Source organism: Antarctobacter jejuensis, from assembly GCF_052266595.1.
GTDB lineage: Bacteria > Pseudomonadota > Alphaproteobacteria > Rhodobacterales > Rhodobacteraceae > Antarctobacter > Antarctobacter jejuensis.
This window is the reverse complement of sequence record NZ_JBQQXJ010000010.1, coordinates 60,061-80,615: the sequence shown is the minus strand read 5'-3', so window position 1 is coordinate 80,615 and position 20,555 is coordinate 60,061. Positions and strand designations below refer to the sequence as shown.

General features: G+C 63.0%; 18 protein-coding genes and 1 tRNA gene. 10 read left to right on the top strand and 9 right to left on the bottom strand.

The annotated features are described in order from the left end of the window. Positions 1-11: 11 nt before the first annotated feature. The gene (locus tag ACTXGA_RS15420; protein WP_443395144.1) at positions 12-632 is read right to left on the bottom strand and encodes a helix-turn-helix domain-containing protein; all 621 of its coding nucleotides are present in this window, start codon (positions 630-632) and stop codon (positions 12-14) included. Between the two features lie 83 nt (positions 633-715). Here ACTXGA_RS15420 and ACTXGA_RS15415 point away from each other — a divergent pair, with 83 nt between their 5' ends. Genes ACTXGA_RS15415 through ACTXGA_RS15400 form a run of 4 tightly spaced genes read left to right on the top strand, consistent with a single transcriptional unit; the run spans position 716 to position 4,578 of the window. Then, positions 716-2,251 carry a class I adenylate-forming enzyme family protein gene (locus ACTXGA_RS15415; RefSeq protein WP_443395142.1) on the top strand — a complete coding sequence of 512 codons (1,536 nt, stop codon included), beginning with the start codon at positions 716-718 and terminating at the stop codon, positions 2,249-2,251. A 21-nt stretch (positions 2,252-2,272) separates the two neighbouring features. Next, the gene (locus tag ACTXGA_RS15410) at positions 2,273-2,917 is read left to right on the top strand and encodes a DsbA family oxidoreductase (protein WP_443395140.1); all 645 of its coding nucleotides are present in this window, start codon (positions 2,273-2,275) and stop codon (positions 2,915-2,917) included. Continuing rightward, positions 2,914-3,273 (top strand): potassium channel family protein, encoded by a 360-nt coding sequence (locus ACTXGA_RS15405; protein ID WP_443395138.1) that lies wholly within the window; start codon positions 2,914-2,916, stop codon positions 3,271-3,273. Before ACTXGA_RS15410 ends, ACTXGA_RS15405 begins: the two co-directional genes overlap by 4 nt. A 57-nt stretch (positions 3,274-3,330) precedes the next feature. Beyond that, positions 3,331-4,578 carry a multidrug effflux MFS transporter gene (locus tag ACTXGA_RS15400; protein ID WP_443395136.1) on the top strand — a complete coding sequence of 416 codons (1,248 nt, stop codon included), beginning with the start codon at positions 3,331-3,333 and terminating at the stop codon, positions 4,576-4,578. Positions 4,579-4,585: 7 nt separating this feature from the next. Here the strand turns inward: ACTXGA_RS15400 and ACTXGA_RS15395 are convergent, their stop codons facing one another. Beyond that, the gene (locus ACTXGA_RS15395) at positions 4,586-6,136 is read right to left on the bottom strand and encodes a methyl-accepting chemotaxis protein (RefSeq protein WP_443395134.1); all 1,551 of its coding nucleotides are present in this window, start codon (positions 6,134-6,136) and stop codon (positions 4,586-4,588) included. A gap of 244 nt (positions 6,137-6,380) precedes the next feature. On the opposite strand from ACTXGA_RS15395, the gene ACTXGA_RS15390 reads away from it, so the two are divergent. Both ACTXGA_RS15390 and ACTXGA_RS15385 read left to right on the top strand, forming a co-directional pair. Beyond that, a complete protein-coding gene (locus tag ACTXGA_RS15390) occupies positions 6,381-7,595 on the top strand; it encodes an NADP-dependent isocitrate dehydrogenase (protein ID WP_443395132.1) in 1,215 nt (404 codons plus the stop codon). Between the two features lie 150 nt (positions 7,596-7,745). Continuing rightward, positions 7,746-9,266 (top strand): peptidoglycan-binding protein, encoded by a 1,521-nt coding sequence (locus ACTXGA_RS15385; protein ID WP_443395131.1) that lies wholly within the window; start codon positions 7,746-7,748, stop codon positions 9,264-9,266. A gap of 61 nt (positions 9,267-9,327) precedes the next feature. Here ACTXGA_RS15385 and ACTXGA_RS15380 read toward each other — a convergent pair whose 3' ends face one another. The 7 genes from ACTXGA_RS15380 to pdxH form a co-directional block, all read right to left on the bottom strand. Next, positions 9,328-9,585 (bottom strand): hypothetical protein, encoded by a 258-nt coding sequence (locus ACTXGA_RS15380; RefSeq protein ID WP_443395129.1) that lies wholly within the window; start codon positions 9,583-9,585, stop codon positions 9,328-9,330. Positions 9,586-10,050: 465 nt separating this feature from the next. After that, a complete protein-coding gene (locus tag ACTXGA_RS15375; RefSeq protein WP_443395128.1) occupies positions 10,051-10,341 on the bottom strand; it encodes a hypothetical protein in 291 nt (96 codons plus the stop codon). A gap of 11 nt (positions 10,342-10,352) precedes the next feature. Continuing rightward, on the bottom strand, positions 10,353-14,024 hold the full coding sequence (locus ACTXGA_RS15370; protein WP_443395126.1) for a vitamin B12-dependent ribonucleotide reductase: 3,672 nt from the start codon (positions 14,022-14,024) through the stop codon (positions 10,353-10,355). Between the two features lie 697 nt (positions 14,025-14,721). Continuing rightward, a tRNA-Pro gene (locus ACTXGA_RS15365) sits at positions 14,722-14,798 on the bottom strand. A gap of 55 nt (positions 14,799-14,853) precedes the next feature. Beyond that, a complete protein-coding gene (locus tag ACTXGA_RS15360) occupies positions 14,854-15,516 on the bottom strand; it encodes a DUF192 domain-containing protein (RefSeq protein WP_443395124.1) in 663 nt (220 codons plus the stop codon). Between the two features lie 161 nt (positions 15,517-15,677). Beyond that, positions 15,678-16,211 (bottom strand): cold-shock protein, encoded by a 534-nt coding sequence (locus ACTXGA_RS15355; protein ID WP_443395306.1) that lies wholly within the window; start codon positions 16,209-16,211, stop codon positions 15,678-15,680. A gap of 160 nt (positions 16,212-16,371) precedes the next feature. After that, positions 16,372-16,977: a pyridoxamine 5'-phosphate oxidase gene (gene pdxH / locus ACTXGA_RS15350; RefSeq protein WP_443395123.1), complete on the bottom strand. Its 606-nt coding sequence runs from the start codon at positions 16,975-16,977 to the stop codon at positions 16,372-16,374. Between the two features lie 115 nt (positions 16,978-17,092). On the opposite strand from pdxH, the gene fabI reads away from it, so the two are divergent. The 4 genes from fabI to ACTXGA_RS15330 all read left to right on the top strand — a co-directional run bounded on the left by fabI (position 17,093) and on the right by ACTXGA_RS15330 (position 20,531). After that, a complete protein-coding gene (gene fabI, locus ACTXGA_RS15345) occupies positions 17,093-17,899 on the top strand; it encodes an enoyl-ACP reductase FabI (RefSeq protein WP_443395121.1) in 807 nt (268 codons plus the stop codon). A gap of 111 nt (positions 17,900-18,010) precedes the next feature. Next, entirely contained in the window at positions 18,011-18,613 is a 603-nt protein-coding gene (locus ACTXGA_RS15340; RefSeq protein ID WP_443395119.1) for a LysE family translocator, read from the top strand. A gap of 68 nt (positions 18,614-18,681) precedes the next feature. After that, the gene (gene gpt, locus ACTXGA_RS15335; protein ID WP_443395117.1) at positions 18,682-19,200 is read left to right on the top strand and encodes a xanthine phosphoribosyltransferase; all 519 of its coding nucleotides are present in this window, start codon (positions 18,682-18,684) and stop codon (positions 19,198-19,200) included. A gap of 134 nt (positions 19,201-19,334) precedes the next feature. After that, positions 19,335-20,531 carry an aminotransferase gene (locus ACTXGA_RS15330; RefSeq protein ID WP_443395115.1) on the top strand — a complete coding sequence of 399 codons (1,197 nt, stop codon included), beginning with the start codon at positions 19,335-19,337 and terminating at the stop codon, positions 20,529-20,531. The last annotated feature ends 24 nt before the right edge of the window (positions 20,532-20,555 follow it).

The following is a 20,555-nucleotide window of genomic DNA, read 5'->3' as shown; positions in this document are numbered from 1 at the left end:
CTCAGCCCAGCTCAACCCAGCGAAGTGACCCAGAGGATTGTGGCGTCTTCGGGAGAGACCGAGATCACGTTGTGCCCCATGGTCGCGTCGTAATAGGCGCTGTCGCCGCGCTTCATCTCGACCGGTTCGTAGAATTCCGTGTACAACTTGATGACGCCGGTAAGGACGTAGAGGAACTCCTCGCCGTCGTGGCGCACCCAACCGTCGAATTCATCCATGCTGCGTGCACGAACTCGCGCGCGATAAGGCAGCATCTTCTTGCGGGTCAGGGTTTCCGCCAGAAGGTCATGTTCGTAGGTAGTGGTCGCCTGATGCTGGCCTTCGCCGCCGCGCGTCACCGCCATACGTCCGTTGACCTGTTCACGCTGTGGCGGGGTGAACAGCTGCGGCACCGAGATTTCCAGCCCGACGGCCAGCTTTTTCAGCGCGTCATAGGTGGGTGACATCTGCCCATTCTCGATCTTGGACAGGGTCGACCGCGCAAGCCCGGCCTGCCGGGCGGCCTGTTCCAGCGTCCAGTCCTTCTCCTTGCGCAGTTCCCGGACACGCTGGCCAAGGTCCAGCGGTTCGGTATGCGTGGTATCGCCGTTTTCACGCGCGATGCGGATCAGGGATTTTGGATCGTTCGCCATGGGAAAGTGCTATAGGCTCCGTCGTGGGACCTTGCAAGCGCAGGCCCTTGCACGCAGAGGCCGCGCGGCCTAAGCCAAACGCCATGTCCAAGGAACTCTCTCTTTTCGACGAGGGGCGGTTTGCCCCCTGCCCCGCGCCCTTCAACCTTGCCGCGCATGTGTTGGCCGCCGGAGAGAAGACGCCGGAAAAGATCGCCCTGTCGGTGGTGAAACCCACGGGCGCGCAGCGCTGGTCCTATGACCGCCTGATCGCCGCCGTGCGCGGCACCGCGACGGGTTTGCTGCAGGCCGGGTTGACTCCCGGGGACATCCTGCTGATGCGGCTGGGCAATACGGTGGATTTCCCGATTGCCTATCTGGGCGCCATCGCGGCGGGCGTGGTGCCGGTGCCGACCTCATCGCAACTGACCGAACCGGAAGTGGCCCGGATCATCGACACGCTGGCCCCCAAGGCGGTGCTGCGCGCCGACGGTGTGGCCTGCCCGGACACGCAGGTGCCGGTTTTCGGGCCGGAGATCTTTGAGGCCTGGCACGCCCTGCCGCCCGCCGATTTCCAGATGGGAGATCCCGAACGGCTCGCCTATATCATCTACACCTCCGGCACTTCCGGCACGCCGCGCGCTGTGGGCCATGCCCATCGTGCGATCTGGGCCCGCCAGATGATGATGGACGGATGGTACGGACTGACGCCCGAGGATCGGCTGCTGCACGCGGGGGCATTCAACTGGACCTACACGCTGGGCACCGGGCTGATGGATCCCTGGACACGGGGGGCAACGGCGCTGATCCCGGCGGCGGGCACTGATCCGGCGCAGATGGGCCTGCTGATGAACCGGTTCGAGGCGACGATCTTTGCCGCCGCCCCCGGTGTCTATCGCCAGATCCTGAAATTCCCGGTCCCCGCCATGCCCAAACTGCGACATGGGTTGGCGGCGGGCGAAAAGCTGTCGGAGGCGCTGCGCGCCCAGTGGCAAGAGGTCACCGGCACCTCGATCTTCGAAGCCTACGGCATGTCGGAATGCTCCACCTTCATCTCTGCCGCGCCGGGCCTTCCGGCGGCGGCCGGCACCCTTGGGCGTCCGCAGCCCGGGCGGCGCATCGCCATTCTTGGCGAGGACGGTCAACCCGTGCCGCGCGGCGATGAAGGCGTGATCGCCGTGGACCGAAACGACCCCGGTTTGATGCGCGAATACATCGGCGCCCCAGAAGCCACGGCGGCGAAATTCAGCGGCGACTGGTATCTGACCGGCGACCGCGGCGCGATGACGGCGGACGACAGCATCACCTATCTTGGCCGCGATGACGACATGATGAACGCGGGCGGCTATCGCGTTTCACCGCTGGAGGTCGAGGCCGCGCTTGCCGGTCTGCCCGGCGTGCAGGATCTGGCCGTGACCGATATCGCAGTCAAACAGGACGTGCGCATCGTCGCCGCCTTTTACACCGCAGAGGCAGAGCTGGACGAAGCCACGCTGAAGGCAGAGGCCGCAACCCGGCTGGCGCGCTACAAATGCCCACGCACCTTTGTCCGTATCGACGCGCTGCCGCGCAATCCAAATGGCAAGCTCCTCCGCAAGGCGCTGAAGGATCACGTGATCGATCCGTCTGGCGCTACATGACCGGAGGCACAGGGAGGCCCCATGATCCAACTCGACATCTTTTCCGATCCGATCTGCCCATGGTGTTACATCGGCAAAAGCTATCTTGACCGCGCGCTGGAGGCGAACCCGGATCATCCGTTCAACATCCGCTGGCTGCCCTTCATGCTGAACCCAGAAATGCCCGCCGAAGGTATGGACCGCCGTGCCTACCTTGAGGGCAAGTTTGGCGGCAAAGCGGGCGCGGTGCAGGCCTATCTACCGGTCGAAGAGCACGCCAAGAAGGCTGGGCTGGACATGCGGCTGGACCAGATCAAGCGCACGCCCAGCACCATCGACGCACACCGGCTGATCCACTGGGCCGGGATCGAGGGCCAGCAGACGCCGGTGGTCTCCGGCCTGTTCCGCGCCTATTTCACCGAAGGGCGTGACATTGGCGACCATGAGGTGTTGGCCGATGTCGCGGACATGAGCGGCATGGACGCCAGCGTGGTCCTGCGTCTGCTGTCCAGCGACGAGGACCGCCGCGAAATCGTCGAACGCGATGCGGCGGGGCGCGGCATGGGCATCACCTCGGTCCCCACCTTCATCGTCGCGGGCAAACACGCTGTTCCCGGCGCGCAGCCGCCGGAACTGTGGACACGTGTGATCGAAGAGCTCCGGACAGGGGCCGACCCGGAGGCATGAACCCGATGCGCCTGTTCACTCTGTTGATGACGGTGGCGGTGCTGATCGCGCTTGGCACGGTGTTCTTTCGCCACGTCGAGGGCTGGTCTTGGCTCGATTCCTATTTTTTCACGGTCGTGACCCTGTCGACCGTGGGCTATGGGGAACTGGTCCCGGCGACGCCGATGGGCAAGATCGGAACCACGGTGTTCATCCTTGTGGGGCTGGGCATCTTCGCGGTCGCGGTGCAGCAATTCGGCAGCTTTGCCATGCGCAAGCGTGAAGAGCACACCGAATGGTTGGTCGCGCGGCTGGGCCATCATCAGGAAGCCCGCAAGGTCGCCAATGAGGACGACGAGCCGGAAAAACCAGACTGACCTGTTCACTTCTGCAAGTCCGTGTTACAGGCGCGGAGTTTGTAGCCAGAGGTTGTCATGTCCTCCCCCCGTCCCGAACAGATGAGACCCGCGCCCGAGGGGCTGCCGGAGCGCGCGGAACTGATCGCGCTGATGGCCATGCTGGCCGCCATCATCGCCTTTTCCATCGACGCCATGCTGCCCGCCCTGCCCGACATGGCAGAGGCGCTGACACCGGATGCGCCGAACCGCGCGCAGCTGGTTGTGACGGTCTTTGTCTTCGGCATGGGGCTGGGCACCTTGTTCACCGGAGCGCTGTCGGACAGCTTTGGGCGCAAGCCGGTGATGTTGGCAGGATCGGCGCTGTATATCGTCTCCGCCGCGCTGGCGGCGCAGGCAGAAAGCCTTGAGATGCTGCTGCTCGCGCGGGCCTGTCAGGGGCTTGGCGCCGCCGGGCCGCGCGTGGTTGCGATGGCGGTCATCCGCGATCTCTTTGCCGGGCGGCAGATGGCGCAGATCGTCTCGCTGGTGATGATGGTGTTCACGCTGGTTCCGGCGGTGGCGCCCTCCATCGGGGCGCTGATGCTGCGGCACGGCGGCTGGCCGATGATCTTCTGGGCCTTTGTCGTTTTTGCCCTGCTTGCCGGTTTCTGGCTATGGTGGCGGCTGCCGGAAACCCTGCCAATCGAGGCGCGCCGTCCATTTCGGATCATGACCCTGCGGGCGGCAGCGATGGAGATGTCGGCGCATCCCGTGGTGCGTCTGTCCATCGTGGCGCAAAGCCTTGTCTTTGCGATGCTCTTTGCGACCATTTCAAGCGTGCAGCCCATCTACGAAGGGCTGTTCGACAAGGCAGACAGCTTTCCCCTGTGGATGGGGGCGACCGCCCTGCTGGCGGCCTCGGGCAGTCTGATCAACGCCTTGTTGGTCGTCCGGCTGGGGATGCGGCGGCTGGTATCGCTGATGTTGCAGGTTCAGATCGCCGTCAGCGGCCTGCTGCTTGGCCTGCAACTGGCGGGGCTGCAGGGCGATGCGCTGTTCGCGGGCTTTTTCTTCTGGCAGTTCCTCGCCTTCTTTCAGGCGGGTCTGACCATCGGCAACCTGAATGCCATCGCGATGGAACCGATGGGGCATATCGCGGGCATGGCGGCCTCGATCACCGGGGCGATTGCAACGGTCGCCGGGGTTCTGCTGGCCGTCCCGATCGGGTTGATGTTCGACGGCACCGCCATGCCGTTGGCCTTTGGCGTGATGCTGTTGGCCACTGCCGGGGTTGTGGTGATGCGCGCCATGCGACGGGCGGAAAGCGGGCTGGAACCGGCCTGACGGCGGTTCAGCGGGATGCTTCCGACATTCCGCGCATCAGGTCTTCCTCGGTAAAGGTAAAGGCCTCCAGATCGCAGGAGAGTTTCTTGGACGCGATGGTCATCCTGCGGGAGCGCGCCGCCAGCGACTCCCCCAGCTTGGCGGTTCCTTGCGTTTCCCGGTCCGCCTCGCAGACCTGGGTGTGCAGCTGGTTCAGCGCGGCGGCCTGTTCTGCATTGCTGGCGGAGATGGCATCGGCCTCATCGCTGGCGCGTGATATCTGGGACTGGATTTCCGCCAGGCGTTGCCCCACTGCGTCGACCAGTTCGGAACCGGATTTGACCTGATCGGAACTGCGCGAAATCAGTTTCTTGATCCCGGCCGCGGCCTCCGAGGTGCTTTGCGCAAGGTGGCGTACCTCTGCCGCGACCACGGCGAAGCCCTTGCCGGACTGACCGGCGCGCGCGGCCTCAACCCCTGCATTCAGCGCCAGCAGGTTGGTCTGAAAGGCCACGTCGTCGATCAGGTCAACGATCTGCGATATCTCGTAAGAGCTGTCCTCGATCCCGCGCATGGCCTGTATCGCCTCGGCGGTGACCTTGCCGCCGTCCACGGCGCTGGTGCGCGCCTGCCCGGCAGCCTTGGCCGCATGTTTGGCCTGTTCCGCCGTCGCGCCAACGGTCTGAAGCAGCTGGGTCGTCGCGGCGGTCATCTCGCTCAACCGTTTGACATGGGTCCCATTGGTGGCGGAAAGCCCGGTCATTTCCTGTGCAATGTCCTGCGCGTCCCGGGTAAAGCTCTCGGCGACATCATTTGCGTTGAGAAACGCCTCTCTGAGGGTTTCCACGGTCGAATTGAAATCCTGCCGCAGGAATTCGTAGGCGGGCGGAAACTCCCTGTCGATCGAACAGGTCATGTCGCGACCGGCCAGCCGCGCCAGCGCCACGCGCATGTTTTCGATCACCTGCTGGGCCTTTTCGCCATTTTCCACTGCCTCTGCACGGGCGTCGGTCGCCATCTCACGTTCGGTCTGCAGGCGCTGGATCACCCTGTCCCGTTCGTCCTGCGCCGCGCGTCGTTGCAGGATCGCAACCGACAGCACAAGGGTTTCCAACAGCAACACCATCACCAGGAGCCCACCGTGCAGCATGGCCGTCCCTTGGGTTTCCGGCGGCCAGACCAGCGCGGGCCAGTAGAGCCCAACGCCGATCAGATGCACGACCGACAGCGCGCAGGCCAGAACCAGCGGCCCGGTCCGCCGCATCGTCGCGATGATCGCAAGCATTGCAAAAGAGATGACATGGGTATCGGCCTGCCACGGATGGCCCGCAAATTGCGCGGTCACCAGCGCGGATTGGGCAATCAGGATGGCCGCCAGCACCTCCTCGCTCTTACCGAACCGAAACCGGAAGGTCAGCGCCGCCCCCGCCGCCAGCACCGCCATGCCCGCCACCCCCGGCAGCGGGTTGTTCCCCGAGGCAAAGCCCACCGCCGGCGCCAGGGGTACGAACAACAGGCTGACGAGGGTCGCCAGAAACCGGCCATCAAGCCGCTGCAAGCCGCTGACAAGCGCATTCATCACAAAATACTCCGCTATGCCCGGCGCACGAGGCGCGTGCCGGTCACGTCCACCTCCTTGCCTACAATCACGACCCTTACCTGAGATTTAAGGCGACAATTTTAGTGCTTAAAAACAGCGCAGCGACAGGGGCGATGTCCCCCTTCAAGGTCAGAAATTTCGGTATACATTTGCATACCACATTTGCGGCACCGAATAACTGCGCTACAAGTTGACCGAGTCAGCCAAGCCAAAGGGGCGTATCATGACAAAGATCAAGGTCGACAACCCGATGGTCGAGATGGACGGGGATGAGATGACCCGCATCATGTGGGATTTCATCAAGCAAAAGCTGATCCTGCCCTATCTCGATATCGACCTGCTGTATTACGACCTCGGGATCGAGGAACGCGACCGCACCGAGGATCAGATCACCATCGATGCCGCCGAAAAGACCAAGGAAGTCGGCGTCGCGGTCAAATGCGCCACCATCACGCCGGATGAGGCACGGGTTGAGGAATTCGGCCTTAAAAAGATGTGGCGCAGCCCGAACGGCACCATCCGCAACATCCTTGGCGGCGTGGTCTTTCGGCAGCCGATCATCTGCAAGAACGTGCCGCGCCTTGTGCCCGGCTGGACCTCTCCGATCGTCGTCGGGCGGCACGCCTTCGGCGATCAGTACAAGGCCACGGATTTCACCTTTCCCGGCAAGGGCAAGCTGACCATGAAGTTCGAAGGCGAAGATGGCAACGTGATCGAGCGCGAGGTCTACGACGCCCCATCCGCAGGCGTCTACATGGGGATGTACAACCTCGACTCCTCCATCCGCGATTTTGCCCGCGCGTCGCTGAACTACGGTCTCAACATCGGCTGGCCGGTCTACCTGTCGACCAAGAACACCATCCTCAAGGCCTATGACGGCCGCTTCAAGGACCTGTTCGAAGAGATCTACGAGGCCGAGTTCGCCGACAAATTCAAGGCGGCCGGGATCTGGTACGAACACCGGCTGATCGACGACATGGTTGCCTGCGCGCTGAAGTGGAACGGCAAGTTTGTCTGGGCCTGCAAGAACTACGATGGCGATGTGCAGTCCGACACCGTGGCGCAGGGCTTTGGCTCTCTGGGCATGATGGCCAGCCAATTGATGACCCCCGACGGCAAGATCGTCGAGGCCGAAGCGGCCCATGGCACCGTGACCCGCCATTACCGCCAGCATCAGGCGGGTCAGGCGACCTCCACCAACTCCATCGCGTCGATTTATGCTTGGACCGGTGGGTTGAAGCACCGCGCCAAGCTGGACAACAACACGCCGCTGCAGGAGTTCGCGGAAACGCTGGAGCGGGTCATCGTCGATACCGTCGAATCGGGTCACATGACCAAGGACCTTGCGCTGCTGGTTGGCCCGGATCAGGGCTGGCTGACGACGATGGGTTTCCTCGAAAAGATCGACGAGAACCTGAACAAGGCACTGGCCGGCTGAGCCATGCCCCCCCGGCGCGCGCCCGACGCGCCGCGCGCCGGGGGGATTCCAAGTCACAGAGACGTGTCGCCTGAACCCCGGTCTAGGAAGAACCTGCCGGCGCGGCTATACATGTCCGGGCCGTCGCGGCAACAGGTACGGAGGATCAGAATGCTGAAAGCCATCTCACCCGCCCGCAGCTTTGCAGCGCTGCTTTGCGCAACGATGCTGGCCGCCCCGGCCGCCCATGCCGCTGATTTGCTTACCACCCCGGGAACGACCTTCGATTGCGGGGCCACGCTGAGCGGCGTCATCGCCGCTGGCGATCTGGACCAGATTCGCCGCATCAACAGCCAGCGCCGGTTTTCCGGCGACCGTCCGCTGTGCCTGAACAGCGAGGGCGGGTCCTTTGACGAGGCGATCCGCATCGCCGATTACCTGTACGATCAGGGCATTTCCACTGCCATCGATGAAGGGGCACGTTGCCTTGGGTCCTGCGCCTTTGCCTTTCTGGGCGGCTCGAACCGGGATGGCGGCGCGCCGCCCCTGCCCGCCAAGACGCTGCACCTGAACGCCGAACTGGGCTTTTCCACGCCACGCCTGAGTGCAGAGGGCGAAACCACGCAGGACATCGTCGCCGTGGCCATGAAGGCGGCGGGCCAAATCCTGTCGCGGGCCGATAAATTCGACATGTCGCCGGATTTCGCGGCCAAGGTCCTGTCCGTGCCCGCCAGCGATGTGCTGTACGTGCGCCGCATCGACGAGGCGCGCGCCCTTGGCCTGACGCTGCAGGGCTATCAGCCGCCCAGCAGCCTGACCGACGAGATGGTCACCCGCGCCTGCATCCTGGAAGACGCGGAATTCGATCCCGGCAATACAAGCGCCGAAAAGGCCGTCTACGACAATCGGGTTCTGCGTGAGAGCGGCGCGATGGCGCATCGCAAGGCCACCTACCTGGTGGAGGCGATCATCGACGGCGTGCCGTCGTGGCGCGCCTGCCTTGTGGAGTTGAACAATGCCGGGCGGTCGGCAATCGACCCGACGCCCTTCATCCGGTTCCGCACCAGCCCGGAATGGACCGAAGGTGGTAACCCGCCGCTGCGGCAGGTGCAAACCGCCCTGGTGTCAGAGTCGTGGAAGGAAATCGCCTATCAGGATATCTGGAAGCTGTTCCCGGCCTCGCAGACGCTGGCCGACTCGGTCAAGCAGCCCTCGCCCGAAGCGACCGACGCCATCCTCGTGGCGGCGGTCGGGGAACTGCCGCCGACGACGCGGGGCACAGAGGAAAAGCTGGACCTGCGGTTTGACGACCGGCAGGAAATCCAGAACCGGCTGACGCTGCTCGGCTTCGATACGCGCGGGGCCGACGGCATCTTTGGTCCCGGCTCTCGCGCGGCATTGCAGGAATGGCAGGAAAGCATTGGCACACAGCCGACCGGTTTCCTGGACGCGGCGCAGCGCGATCAGCTGTTCCGCCAGAGCGAGGCGCTGTACCAGGATTTCCTTGCAGAACAGGCGCGCGAAGAGGCGGAACGGGAACGTCTGGCCAATCAGGCTCCGGCCTTTACTCCCCGGCCGCGCCGGACGGCACCCGCCCCGGCCCCGGCGCCAGAGCCGCAGCGCCAGCGCGTGCGCGTTTGCCAGCGCGGATTGTTCGGAGAACTGGTCAACTGCCGGATCGAATTCCGCTGACCCGGCTCAGGGGTGGCGCGCCCCGCGGTTAGTAGGGGACGGCGGGGCGCGCCAGAGCGCCTTAGCCCTCTTCGTCCGCGGGCAGCAGCCCCTCGGCACGGGCCATGGCAACTTCGTCGGCGTTCAGCATGCCATCCGCATCCTTGTCCGCCGCCGAGTAAACATCTTCGCTGACCTCCGGATAGACAGCCTGCACCTCTTCGATGGTGACAAAGCCGTCGGCATCCGCATCCAGCACCGGCCCGGTCTGGGCCTCCTGCGCAAAGGCAGGCAGGGTGAATGCGGCCAGTGCTGCGGTGGTGATCAAAGTGGTCTTCATGTTTTCCTCCGTGAGTGGTTGTTGAAAACACGGCTAACATGGCGACGATTTCGGCGCTGTGCAGGGGGTGCCGGCACAGCGGGCCGATCCGTGCAAATCCTTGCCATATCAGGGGTATAGCGCAGGCGGACCAAAGCCTATTATACGGCACCGGCGGCGCTATGCGGATAGTCGTGGCATGAACCGGCACGCGCCCGCCGAAACCGGCGCACAGCCGCGTCGGCGGGAACCTGCAGGACCGGACTCGGGGCAAGAAAAAAGGCGCCCCCGGGGGAGGGACGCCTAGTTTCGCCGACAAGGCTCATCTGTTAACCGCCCGTGTTTTTCTGCCTGCGGCCTTGTCTGCGTCAGGAACCAGCGCACCGGTTCCGGGATCGGATGTCGGGACGGGACTCCCGGACCACCCTAACCACGCGGGGCCAATGGCAACCGGCCCCGCCTCACCCCCCCCCCAGGAGTGTCTTTTCAGGCCCGTTTCCGGACCAGGAATTCCAACGCACCAAGCGTTTGGAAATATGCGATGCCCGTGCGCATGTCGAACCGCGTCACCTCGATGTCAAAGCCTGTACCGTCATGAAAGACGACCTTGGGCGAGGTGCCGCTGCGCTTGGCCGGTCCGACAAAGCGCGCGGGCATTGCGAAGGATCCGCTGCCGCCAACTGCATGCCCTGCCCCGGTCACATTGACCGTGAGGCTCATGGGATCGCTGAGGATGCCATCCCATTCGAGCACGCAGTCGAGGCGGTGGACCTCCATTCTCACAGTCCTCAGCTACAGCCGCTCGTCGCGCCGCAGGTGTTGCACTTCATGCAGGTGCCGTTGCGCACCAGAGTGTAGTTGCCGCACTCGCCGCAGGCCTCGCCCTCGTAGCCCTGCATCTTGGCCTTGGTGACCGCCGTCATGGCCATCGCCGAGACTGAGACCGAGGTTGAGGTTCCGCCTGATTTCGGCCCGGCCGCGGTGGCGGGCACCAGTGTGCGCAGCACATCGTCGGCGTTGGTCCCGGCCTCCAGAGCGACAGTTGCCTGACCGCCCTGCAGCACCACCAGTTCCTGCGGCAGACGCTTTCGCAGGTAGCCGGTGGAGCTGATCTGCTTCAGCACCTCAAGGCTACGCGACGCGGCGCTTTCCGACAGTTCCTTGACGTTGCTGACGCCCTCTTCCTCGCCACGGCCAATGTCATCAAAGGTGGCACCTTCGGGTTTGACGTGCGCCAGATCGGTCCGGTCGAGGTAGCTGACGGCCAATTCGCGGAAGATGTAGTCAAGGATCGAGGTGGCGTTCTTGATGCTGTCGTTGCCCTGCACCATGCCCGCCGGTTCGAACTTGGTGAAGGTGAAGGCGTCGACGAACTCCTCAAGCGGAACACCGTATTGCAGGCCAACCGACACCGCGATGGCGAAGTTGTTCATCATCGCACGGAAGCCAGCGCCTTCCTTGTGCATGTCGATGAAGATCTCACCAAGGCTGCCGTCCGAGTATTCGCCCGTCCGCAGATAGACCTTGTGGCCACCCACGATCGCCTTTTGGGTATAGCCCTTGCGGCGCTCCGGCATCTTCTCGCGTTCGGACTTGACGATTTCCTTGACCACGATCTTTTCGACGATTTTTTCGGCCAGCACCTGCGCCTTTTCATGCGGTGTGCCGGTTTCCAGCGTCTCGGCGGCCTCGTCGTCATCCTCGACCAGCGCGGCGGCCAGCGGCTGCGACAGTTTCGAACCGTCACGGTACAGCGCGTTGGCCTTCACACCCAGCGACCAGCTGAGTTCATAGGCCTTCTGGCAGTCCTCGATGGTGGCGTCATTGGCCATGTTGATCGTCTTGGAGATGGCGCCCGAGATGAAGCTTTGCGCCGCCGCCATCATGGTGATGTGGCTGTTGACAGACAGGTAACGCTTGCCCTTCTTGCCGCAGGGGTTGGCGCAATCGAAGACTTTGAGGTGCTCTTCTTTCAGGAAGGGCGCGCCTTCGAGCGTCATGGTCCCGCAGACGTGGTCGTTGGCCGCCTCGACATCGGCCTTGGAGAAGCCAAGGTGCCGCAGCATGTCAAAGGACGGGTCGTTCAGCTTTTCCGCCGGGATGCCCAGAACATCGGTGCAGAACTCTTCGCCCAGCGTCCACTGGTTGAAGACAAAGCGGATGTCAAAGGCCGACGGCAGCGCGCTTTCGATCTTGTCGATCTGCGAGGGGCCGAAGCCGTGACCGATCAGGGCGGTGTGGTTGATGCCCGGCGCATTGCCCAGCGTCTGGTGGCCCACTGCGTAAGAGATGATCTCTTCGATCTGGCTGGAGCTGTAGCCCAGGTTGTCCAGCGCCGCCGGAACCGAGCGGTTGATGATCTTGAAGTAGCCGCCGCCGGCCAGCTTCTTGAACTTCACCAGGGCGAAGTCCGGCTCGATGCCGGTGGTATCGCAATCCATGACAAGGCCGATGGTGCCGGTGGGCGCAATGACGGAAACCTGCGCGTTGCGGTAACCGTTCTTTTCGCCAAGGCTCAGCGCCTCATCCCAGGCCGAGGTCGCCAGATGCACCAGCGTTTCGTCGGGGCAGTTTACAATGTCCAGCGGCACCGGCTTGACCGCCAGTTTCTCATAACCTTCGGTCGCGCCGTAAGAGGCGTTGCGGTGGTTGCGGATGACCCGCAGCATGTGCTCGCGGTTGCGGGTGTAGCCCTTGAAGGCACCCAGTTCGCCGGCAATCTCTGCCGAGGTCGCATAGGCGGTGCCGGTCATGATCGCGGTCAGCGCGGCGCAGAGTGCGCGGCCCTCGTCCGAGTCATAGCCAAAGCCCATGTTCATCAGCAGGCCACCGATGTTGGCATAGCCAAGTCCCAGCGTGCGGAAGTCATAGCTGAGCTGCGCGATTTCCTTCGACGGGAACTGCGCCATCGTGACGGAGATTTCCAGCGTCAGCGTCCACAGACGCGTGGCGTGCATGTAACCTTCTGCGTCGAACTTGCCGTCCTTGAGGAAGGTCAGCAGGTTCATCGAGGCAAGGTTACAGGCCGTGTCATCAAGGAACATGTACTCGGAACAGGGGTTCGAGCCACGGATCGCGCCGTCTTCGGGGCAGGTGTGCCATGCGTTGACGGTGTCGTGGAACTGGATGCCCGGATCAGCACAGGCCCAGGCCGCGTGGCCCACCTGTTCCCACAGGTCGCGCGCCTTGATGGTCTTGGCGACGCTGCCGTCGGTGCGGCGGATCAATTCCCAATCCTTGTCTTCTTTGACGGCCTTGAGGAAGGCGTCGGTGACGCGGATCGAGTTGTTGGAATTCTGGCCCGAGACCGACGCGTAAGCCTCTGAGTCCCAATCCGTATCGTAGGTCGGGAACTCGATCGAGGCATAGCCCTGACGGGCGTAGTCCAGAACGCGCTTGATATAGGTCTCGGGGATCATAGCGCCCTTGGCTGCACGGATGGCCGCCTTCAGGGTCTCGTTCTTTTTGGGATCATATGCGTCCGCTTCATCGCCGTCCCAGACACCGATTGCCTCGAAGATGCCATTCAGCATCTTCTCATGCATTTTCGAGCCAGCGACGATAGACGCCACCTTTTGCTCTTCCTTCACCTTCCAGTTGATGAATTCTTCGATGTCCGGGTGATCGGCGTCGCAAATCACCATCTTCGCTGCTCGACGGGTCGTACCGCCCGACTTGATCGCACCGGCGGCACGATCACCAATCTTCAGGAACCCCATCAGGCCGGAGGATTTTCCCCCGCCTGACAGAGCCTCTCCTTCGGCACGCAGGGAGGAGAAATTCGTGCCGGTCCCGGAGCCGTATTTGAACAGGCGCGCCTCACGCACCCACAGATCCATGATACCGCCTTCGCTGACCAGATCGTCAGCAACCGACTGGATAAAGCAGGCGTGCGGCTGGGGATGCTCATATGCCGATTTCGACCGGGTCAGTTTGCCGGTTTTATAATCGACATAGTGATGGCCCTGACCGGGGCCATCGATGCCATAGGCCCAGTGCAGGCCGGTGTTGAACCACTGCGGGCTGTTCGGGGCGGCCATCTGGGTGGCCAGCATGACGCGCATCTCGTCGAAATAGGCGCGGGCGTCTTCCTCGGTCGAGAAATAGCCGCCTTTCCAGCCCCAGTAGCACCAAGCACCGGCCAGACGGTCAAAGACCTGACGCGCGCTGGTTTCACCTGTCCGGGGCGTGTCCTTGGACGCCGGGACCGAGCGCCACAGGAATTCAGGCACACCCTCTTCGGGGACGCGCTTCAACTCGACCGGGACACCGGCCTTGCGGAAGTATTTCTGCGCGATCACGTCGCTTGCCACCTGGCTCCAGCCCGCCGGAACCTCCAGATTGTCGAGCGAGAACACGGCTTTTCCGTCCGGGTTCCGAATCTCCGACTTGGTGGTGACAAAGGCGATCTCCGCATATGCGTCCTGCCCTGCCTTGGTGTACTTTCTTTCGATTTTCATCCCTGCTGCCCCTGAGCGCTGTCCCGTGTGTTCGTGCCAGCGAGAGAGCAAGAAAGAAAAAGCCACCTGCCCGCGGTTGCCGCGCGGTCCGAGGCTATGCGCCCCGAAGTTCAGTTTGCTGTGTTTTCTGTCCCTTGCCACCGACCACTATATGTTGTGGTTCTCTCGACCGGCCTACACAAAATGCACTTTGGATCGGAGAGTCGTCAACGGGTTTTTCAAGTTTCTTACATATATTTTGTGTTGACTGGGCGTCAGTCCACTAGGGGCGGTAGGCCCGTCCCGACTCGTCCACAGTTGTTAAGGATTTGCACAGTGCGGCCAGACGCAGAAATACAAGGGGGGAGCGGTATTTATCCCCACGTTTGTGTGGATAACTTTAGGTTTGGCAGGCTGAATCGTTAATAATACTTAACTTCTCTGCGCGGCCGTCGATGTTGCAGAGCGACAACGATCAACCCCTCACTTCGGGCGAATTTCGATGCGCGCCACTACATCTGGTGGCCGAACCGATTCTCATGCCCCTACCCTATCTTGTGGTTCACCAGTCAGAGACAACCGCCAGGAACGTCCACGCCGGACCACGTCCACGTCCTTGGTTCGCGCCAAAATGATGGAGGGGTTTAAAAGACGATCCGGTCACCACGCCCGCCGCCGCGTGCGGCGCGGTGATGTGGTCAGCGATCTTTCTGGAAAGTGGTCGGGGCGGCGAGATTCGAACTCACGACCTTCTGTACCCAAAACAGACGCGCTACCAGGCTGCGCCACGCCCCGACTTTCGATGCGGTCTAGCCGCACCGACGCGCGTTGAAAAGCCCGAATCGTAAGTTCAGCACGGCCATGCGGCGCGACGGATTTCCGGGTGACGCAATTCAGAGCCTTCGCGGATGCCCAGCATCCTGGCCAAACCGCCGTTGATCTCCAGCACGTATTGCACGTCATCGCCTCCGGGGATCGAGGTTTCGTCCCCCGGCACCGCGCTGTCATGCACCTTGACCACGACGCCGCGGCTGTCGGCAAAGATCATGTCCAGCGGGATCAGAGTGTTCTTCATCCAGAAGGCCACCGGCTGCGGCACCGGGTAGACAAAGAGCATCCCCTTGCTGGTGGGCATGTTTTTCACATTCATCAGACCCTGCGCGCGTTCATCCGCCGTCTTGGCCACATCCACGGAAAAGCGCGCCTTGCCGAACAGCCCGCGCACAAAGATCGTGTCGTCACGGCACGCCCCGATCGTATTGTCGGGATCGGCCAGCACGTCTTTCTGGGGTTCGGTATCGGGAATGACCTCATCGCCGATGGGCAGGATCGGCGCGATGACCGGCGGTTCCTTGACTGGCGGTTCCGTGACCGGATCGGGCTGGTCCGTCGGGGCCTTGGCCACGGGGGCCTGTGCGGCGGGCGGTCCGATGACGGGCGCCGAAGCGGCGGGCGGTGTTGCCCCCGGTGTCGCAGATGGCGCAGCGGCTGTCGGCGGGATTGTTGTTGGCACCTTTTCTGCCGGCGCCGTGACCAACGGGGCCTCGGATGCGGGCGGTGTCAAAACGGGCGTTTTCACCACCGATGGTGGCGGAGGCAGTTCCTTGCTCGGCTCGGTCTGCGGGCCGTCTTCCTGTCCAAATGCAGGCCACGCAACAAGCGTGACAACAATACTCAACGCGGCAAAGCGTTTTCCCATGCGTTTACTTCCATCGCCATACGTCCCCGCTCACCCTCGACCACGCGGATGGCAAGGGCTTCGCCCGGCTGCAAATCCGCGAGGCCCGAGCGGCGCAGGACCTCGATATGAATAAACACATCTTCGGGTTTTCCGAACACATTTGCAAACCCGAAACCCTTTGCCTTGTCGAACCATTTCACCCGCGCTGGTTCCAGCGGTGCCCGGGCCAGAACCTCGGGATCGATCCGGTCGAAATCCGCAAGCGGCGCATTTTCTGTCTGCTCTGGCGGTTCGATGGTCAGGACCTGCGTCGCCTGAACGCCACGGTCGGTGCGCTGCACATTGATGTCGATGCGCGCGCCGTCCGCGACGGAACTCTGTCCGAAATTCCGCAGCACATTCGCATGAAGAAGGATGTCCGGCCCCCCCTCATCCGAAATCACGAAACCGAACCCCTTGACCGGATCGAACCATTTCACGCGGCCCGAGACCGCAGTCTGCGCCTTGTCTTCCTCTTGTGTCACCATGATTTCCAAGTGTACTAACTTATCCCCGCCCCGAGTCTTGGAACAAAGCCCACCTTCAAAGCAAGACCGGGTTATTGTGCTATTTTGTGTCAGCCCTTTCCACTATCTGTCGGCTGCGCATTTGGCGTCGCGTGAAATGCGCCTTAGATTTCAGGGGATTTCACGGGTTCAGACGATCAATTGACCATTCGGCATCCAGCCCCGCACGGCGCCAGCGAAAACGGTCATGCAGGCGAAATGCGCCGTCGGCCCAGAATTCTATCTCGACCGGGCGCAGCCGATATCCCCCCCAATAAGGCGGCCGCGGCGGGTTTGTGCCGTGCCGTGCGGTCATTTTCGCGACCTCCGCCATCAGCGCCGCGCGTGAGGACAGCGGCTGGCTCTGGCGGCTGGACCAGGCCCCCAGACGGCTTTTCAGCGAGCGGCTTTCGAAATAGGCATCGGCCAGCGGGCCGTCCTCCTTTTCGATCAGCCCGCGCACGCGCACCTGACGCCGCAGCGATTTCCAGTGCATGACAAAGGCCGCCTTACCCGCCTGATCCAACTCCCGCGCCTTGGCGCTTTCGTAATTGGTATAAAAGACAAAGGCGTCGGCCTCGATTTCCTTCAGCAGGACCATGCGCGCGTTGGGCAGGCCATCCGCGTCCACGGTCGACAGCGCAATCGCGTTCGGATCGTTGATCTCCTGCTCTTCCGCCTCCCCCAGCCAGCGGCGCGCGATCTGAAACGGGTCGTCCCCGGCAAAGAGTCCGGTGCGGTCGCTCATCTGTCATGCTCCTTTTTCGCTGATCCGCCGGTATTTTGCGAATTTTGCAGGCTTGATGGCTGTTAACCGATCGCCTAAACCTCGCTCAATCGGCTATCTGGTGGAAGAGGCAAAGATGTCAAACGGGTTGATGGCAGGAAAACGTGGCCTGATCATGGGGCTGGCCAATGACAAGTCCATCGCCTGGGGCATCGCGAAGGCTTGCGCAGATGCCGGCGCGGAACTGGCATTCTCATATCAGGGCGAGGCGCTGAAAAAGCGTGTCGATCCGCTGGCCGCACAGCTGGGATCGGACATTGTGCTGCCCTGCGACGTCGGTGACGAGGCGTCGATTGACGGGTTGTTCGACGCGCTGAAGGAGAAGTGGGACAACCTCGACTTCATCGTTCACGCCATCGGGTTTTCCGACAAGAACGAATTGCGCGGCCGCTACGTGGACACGTCCAAGGCCAATTTCACCATGACGATGGATATCTCGGTCTACAGCTTCACCTCCGTGATGCAGCGCGCCGAGAAGATGATGACAAACGGCGGCAGCGCCGTGACGCTGACCTATTACGGGGCCGAGCGCATCATGCCGCATTACAACGTGATGGGCGTGGCCAAGGCCGCGCTGGAGGCATCGGTGCGCTATCTGGCCGAGGATCTGGGCAAGGACGGCATCCGCGTTAACGCGATTTCCGCCGGTCCGATCAAGACGCTGGCCGCCAGCGGCATCGGCGATTTCCGCTACATCATGAAGTGGAACGAATACAACTCTCCGCTGCGCCGCAACGTGACCATTCAGGACGTTGGCAATTCGGCGCTCTACCTGCTGTCGGATCTGGGCGCGGGTGTCACCGGTGAGACGCATCATGTGGACGCGGGATATCATGTGGTCGGCATGAAGGCGGTGGATGCGCCGGATATCTCAAAGGGCTGACAGCGCCGAAAATTGGATCGCGACGCGCCCCGGCCGGATTGGTCGGGGCGTTTTCGTTTGACAGCGGACGGGCTGGCCCGCTTGCTGATGGAACCGGAAAGGATGCGCGGCATGACGTGGACACATCTTCTGGCCTTCAACCTGACCCTGCTGGCGGCCATGGCCGCACCCGGCCCAGCCCTGCTTTTTGCGCTTCGGCAGTCGATTGCCGGCGGGTTTCGCGTGGGCGCGGCCACCGGCGCGGGGCTTGGCCTGATGGCGGCGGGCTGGACAGGTGCCGCGCTGTTGGGGCTGGAGGTTCTGTTCACGCTGTTTCCCTTTGCCTATGGCGCCATGAAACTGGCGGGCGCGGCCTACCTGCTGTGGATCGCCTACGGCCTGTGGCGGGACGCATCCAAACCGGTCGCTGACAGCGCCCATCCCGGAGCGCGGGCCTTTCTGGGCGGTCTGATGGTCAACCTGCTGAACCCGAAATCGGTGCTTTTTGCCGCCTCTGTCCTTGTGGTGATCTTTCCGGCGGGGATGACATTGGCGGACAAGGCCCTGATCGTTGGCAATCATTTCGCGGTGGAATTGACGGTCTACAGCCTATTCGCGGCGCTTTTGTCCACGCCGCCCGCCCTCGCCGGATACCTGCGCGCAAAACCCGTCATCGACCGGTGCGCCGCCGCCATCCTGACCGCGCTTGGCCTGCGCCTTCTGCTTTCGCGGTAACGGCTCTTGCCCGAGGCGCGGGCGCTGGCGTATAGCCTCTGCCCACACCGCCTGCCAAGGAGAGCGCAATGGACAACCGCCTGCCGCATGAAAAGGGCTTTCACGTCAGCTGGGACCAGCTGCACCGCGATGCACGGGCGCTGGCCTGGCGTTTGCAGGGACAGGGACCGGACAACGGCCTTTGGAAAGCGGTTGTGGCCATCACGCGCGGCGGTATGGCGCCCGCGATGATCGTGGCACGGGAACTGGACATCCGCACCGTCGATACGATCAGCGTGAAAAGCTATCACTCCGGCGGCGGCAAGGCCGATGACCGGCGCGAGGCGGAAGTGCTGAAATCGCCCGACCCCGAGCTTGTCGGCGACGGCGAGGGCATCCTGATCATCGACGACCTTGTGGACAGCGGCAAAACACTGGAACTGGTGCGCAGCCTGTACCCAAAGGCGCATGTGGCGACGGTCTATGCCAAACCGCAGGGCCGCCCGCAGGTCGAAACCTTCATCACCGAGGTCAGCCAGGATACCTGGATTTTCTTCCCGTGGGACATGGCGTTGCAATACGTCAAACCCTATCGCGGCGACGACTGAAGGCGTGATCCAAAGGCACGCCTTGCGGCGGAAACTTTCTTGTGGGGGCCCGGCCCCCTCCCAGTGCGAGGGCGCTGCCTTCGCGCTCCCGAGGTATTTTTCGGCCCAAAGAAACAGCAGGATGGAGTGATCCGATGGCGACGCGCACCGAGGCGACATTCTTTCCGCCGATCCCAGAGGCGCAGCGCTGGCTGCGCGGGGTGGTGTTTACGCCCGACCGGCCACTGATCAACCTCAGTCAGGCCGCCCCGGCGGATCCACCCCCGCCCGCGATGCGCGCCGCCATGGCGGACATGATGGAGGAGCCGTCCAGCCATCTGTACGGCCCGGTTCTGGGCTTGCCGGATCTGCGCGCGGCACTGGCCGAAGAGTGGTCAGGCCATTACGGCGGCACCGTGAGAGCGGATCAGGTGGCGATCACCGCCGGATGCAATCAGGCCTTTGCCGCCACCATCGCAGCGATCTGCGGCGAGGGCGACGAGGTGATCCTGCCGGTGCCTTGGTACTTTAACCACAAGATGTGGCTGGACATGTCGGGTGTACGGGCCGTGCCCCTGCCCTGTGGCCCCGACCTGATCCCCGATCCCGCAGCGGCGCGGGCACTGATCACGCCGCGCACACGTGCCATCGTGCTGGTGACACCAAACAATCCCTGCGGCGTGGAATACCCGGCTGACGTTCTGGACGGGTTCTTTGATCTTTGCGCAGAGACCGGGCTGCGGCTGATCGTGGATGAAACCTATCGCGACTTCGACTCGCGCAGCGGGGAGCCGCACGGCCTGCTGCAGCGCGACGGTTGGGACCGGACGCTGATCCAGCTTTACAGCTTTTCCAAGGCGTACCGCCTGACAGGGCATCGCGTCGGGGCCGTGCTGACCGATCCCGACCTCCTGCACGAGTTGGAAAAGTTTCAGGATACGGTGGCCATCTGCGCCCCGTCCCTTGGCCAGAAAGCCGCCCTATGGGGGTTGCGCAACCTGGCGCAGTGGAAGGCGGAACAGCGCGATGAGATTCTGGACCGGCGCGCGGCAATCGAAGAGCATTTCGCCGTTCTGGAAGCCAAGGGATGGCGTCTGTTGGGCTGCGGCGCCTATTTTGCCTATATCGAACACCCCTTTGCCGAAAGCGCGGCAGAGCTGGCCCCGCGTCTGGTCCGCGACGCCGGGGTGCTGATCCTGCCCGCCACCATGTTCACACCCAAAGGCGATGAAAGCGGCGACCGCAAGTTCCGTGTCGCCTTTGCAAATACCGACCGGGCGGGGATCGCCGAATTCGCCCGCAGGCTTGCCGAGGTCGATGGGCCTCTTGCAGCGCCGGGAGGCGCGGCATAGACAAGGGCAAACGCGGTACGGGAG

What these genes read in the sequence shown, in the direction of transcription:
- ACTXGA_RS15420 (WP_443395144.1), bottom strand. Translation starts at nt 632, where the DNA reads ATGGCGAACGATCCAAAATCCCTGATCCGCATCGCGCGTGAAAACGGC.
- ACTXGA_RS15415 (WP_443395142.1), top strand. Translation starts at nt 716, where the DNA reads ATGTCCAAGGAACTCTCTCTTTTCGACGAGGGGCGGTTTGCCCCCTGC.
- ACTXGA_RS15410 (WP_443395140.1), top strand. Translation starts at nt 2,273, where the DNA reads ATGATCCAACTCGACATCTTTTCCGATCCGATCTGCCCATGGTGTTAC.
- ACTXGA_RS15405 (WP_443395138.1), top strand. Translation starts at nt 2,914, where the DNA reads ATGAACCCGATGCGCCTGTTCACTCTGTTGATGACGGTGGCGGTGCTG.
- ACTXGA_RS15400 (WP_443395136.1), top strand. Translation starts at nt 3,331, where the DNA reads ATGTCCTCCCCCCGTCCCGAACAGATGAGACCCGCGCCCGAGGGGCTG.
- ACTXGA_RS15395 (WP_443395134.1), bottom strand. Translation starts at nt 6,136, where the DNA reads ATGAATGCGCTTGTCAGCGGCTTGCAGCGGCTTGATGGCCGGTTTCTG.
- ACTXGA_RS15390 (WP_443395132.1), top strand. Translation starts at nt 6,381, where the DNA reads ATGACAAAGATCAAGGTCGACAACCCGATGGTCGAGATGGACGGGGAT.
- ACTXGA_RS15385 (WP_443395131.1), top strand. Translation starts at nt 7,746, where the DNA reads ATGCTGAAAGCCATCTCACCCGCCCGCAGCTTTGCAGCGCTGCTTTGC.
- ACTXGA_RS15380 (WP_443395129.1), bottom strand. Translation starts at nt 9,585, where the DNA reads ATGAAGACCACTTTGATCACCACCGCAGCACTGGCCGCATTCACCCTG.
- ACTXGA_RS15375 (WP_443395128.1), bottom strand. Translation starts at nt 10,341, where the DNA reads ATGGAGGTCCACCGCCTCGACTGCGTGCTCGAATGGGATGGCATCCTC.
- ACTXGA_RS15370 (WP_443395126.1), bottom strand. Translation starts at nt 14,024, where the DNA reads ATGAAAATCGAAAGAAAGTACACCAAGGCAGGGCAGGACGCATATGCG.
- ACTXGA_RS15355 (WP_443395306.1), bottom strand. Translation starts at nt 16,211, where the DNA reads ATGGTGACACAAGAGGAAGACAAGGCGCAGACTGCGGTCTCGGGCCGC.
- pdxH (WP_443395123.1), bottom strand. Translation starts at nt 16,977, where the DNA reads ATGAGCGACCGCACCGGACTCTTTGCCGGGGACGACCCGTTTCAGATC.
- fabI (WP_443395121.1), top strand. Translation starts at nt 17,093, where the DNA reads ATGTCAAACGGGTTGATGGCAGGAAAACGTGGCCTGATCATGGGGCTG.
- ACTXGA_RS15340 (WP_443395119.1), top strand. Translation starts at nt 18,011, where the DNA reads ATGACGTGGACACATCTTCTGGCCTTCAACCTGACCCTGCTGGCGGCC.
- gpt (WP_443395117.1), top strand. Translation starts at nt 18,682, where the DNA reads ATGGACAACCGCCTGCCGCATGAAAAGGGCTTTCACGTCAGCTGGGAC.
- ACTXGA_RS15330 (WP_443395115.1), top strand. Translation starts at nt 19,335, where the DNA reads ATGGCGACGCGCACCGAGGCGACATTCTTTCCGCCGATCCCAGAGGCG.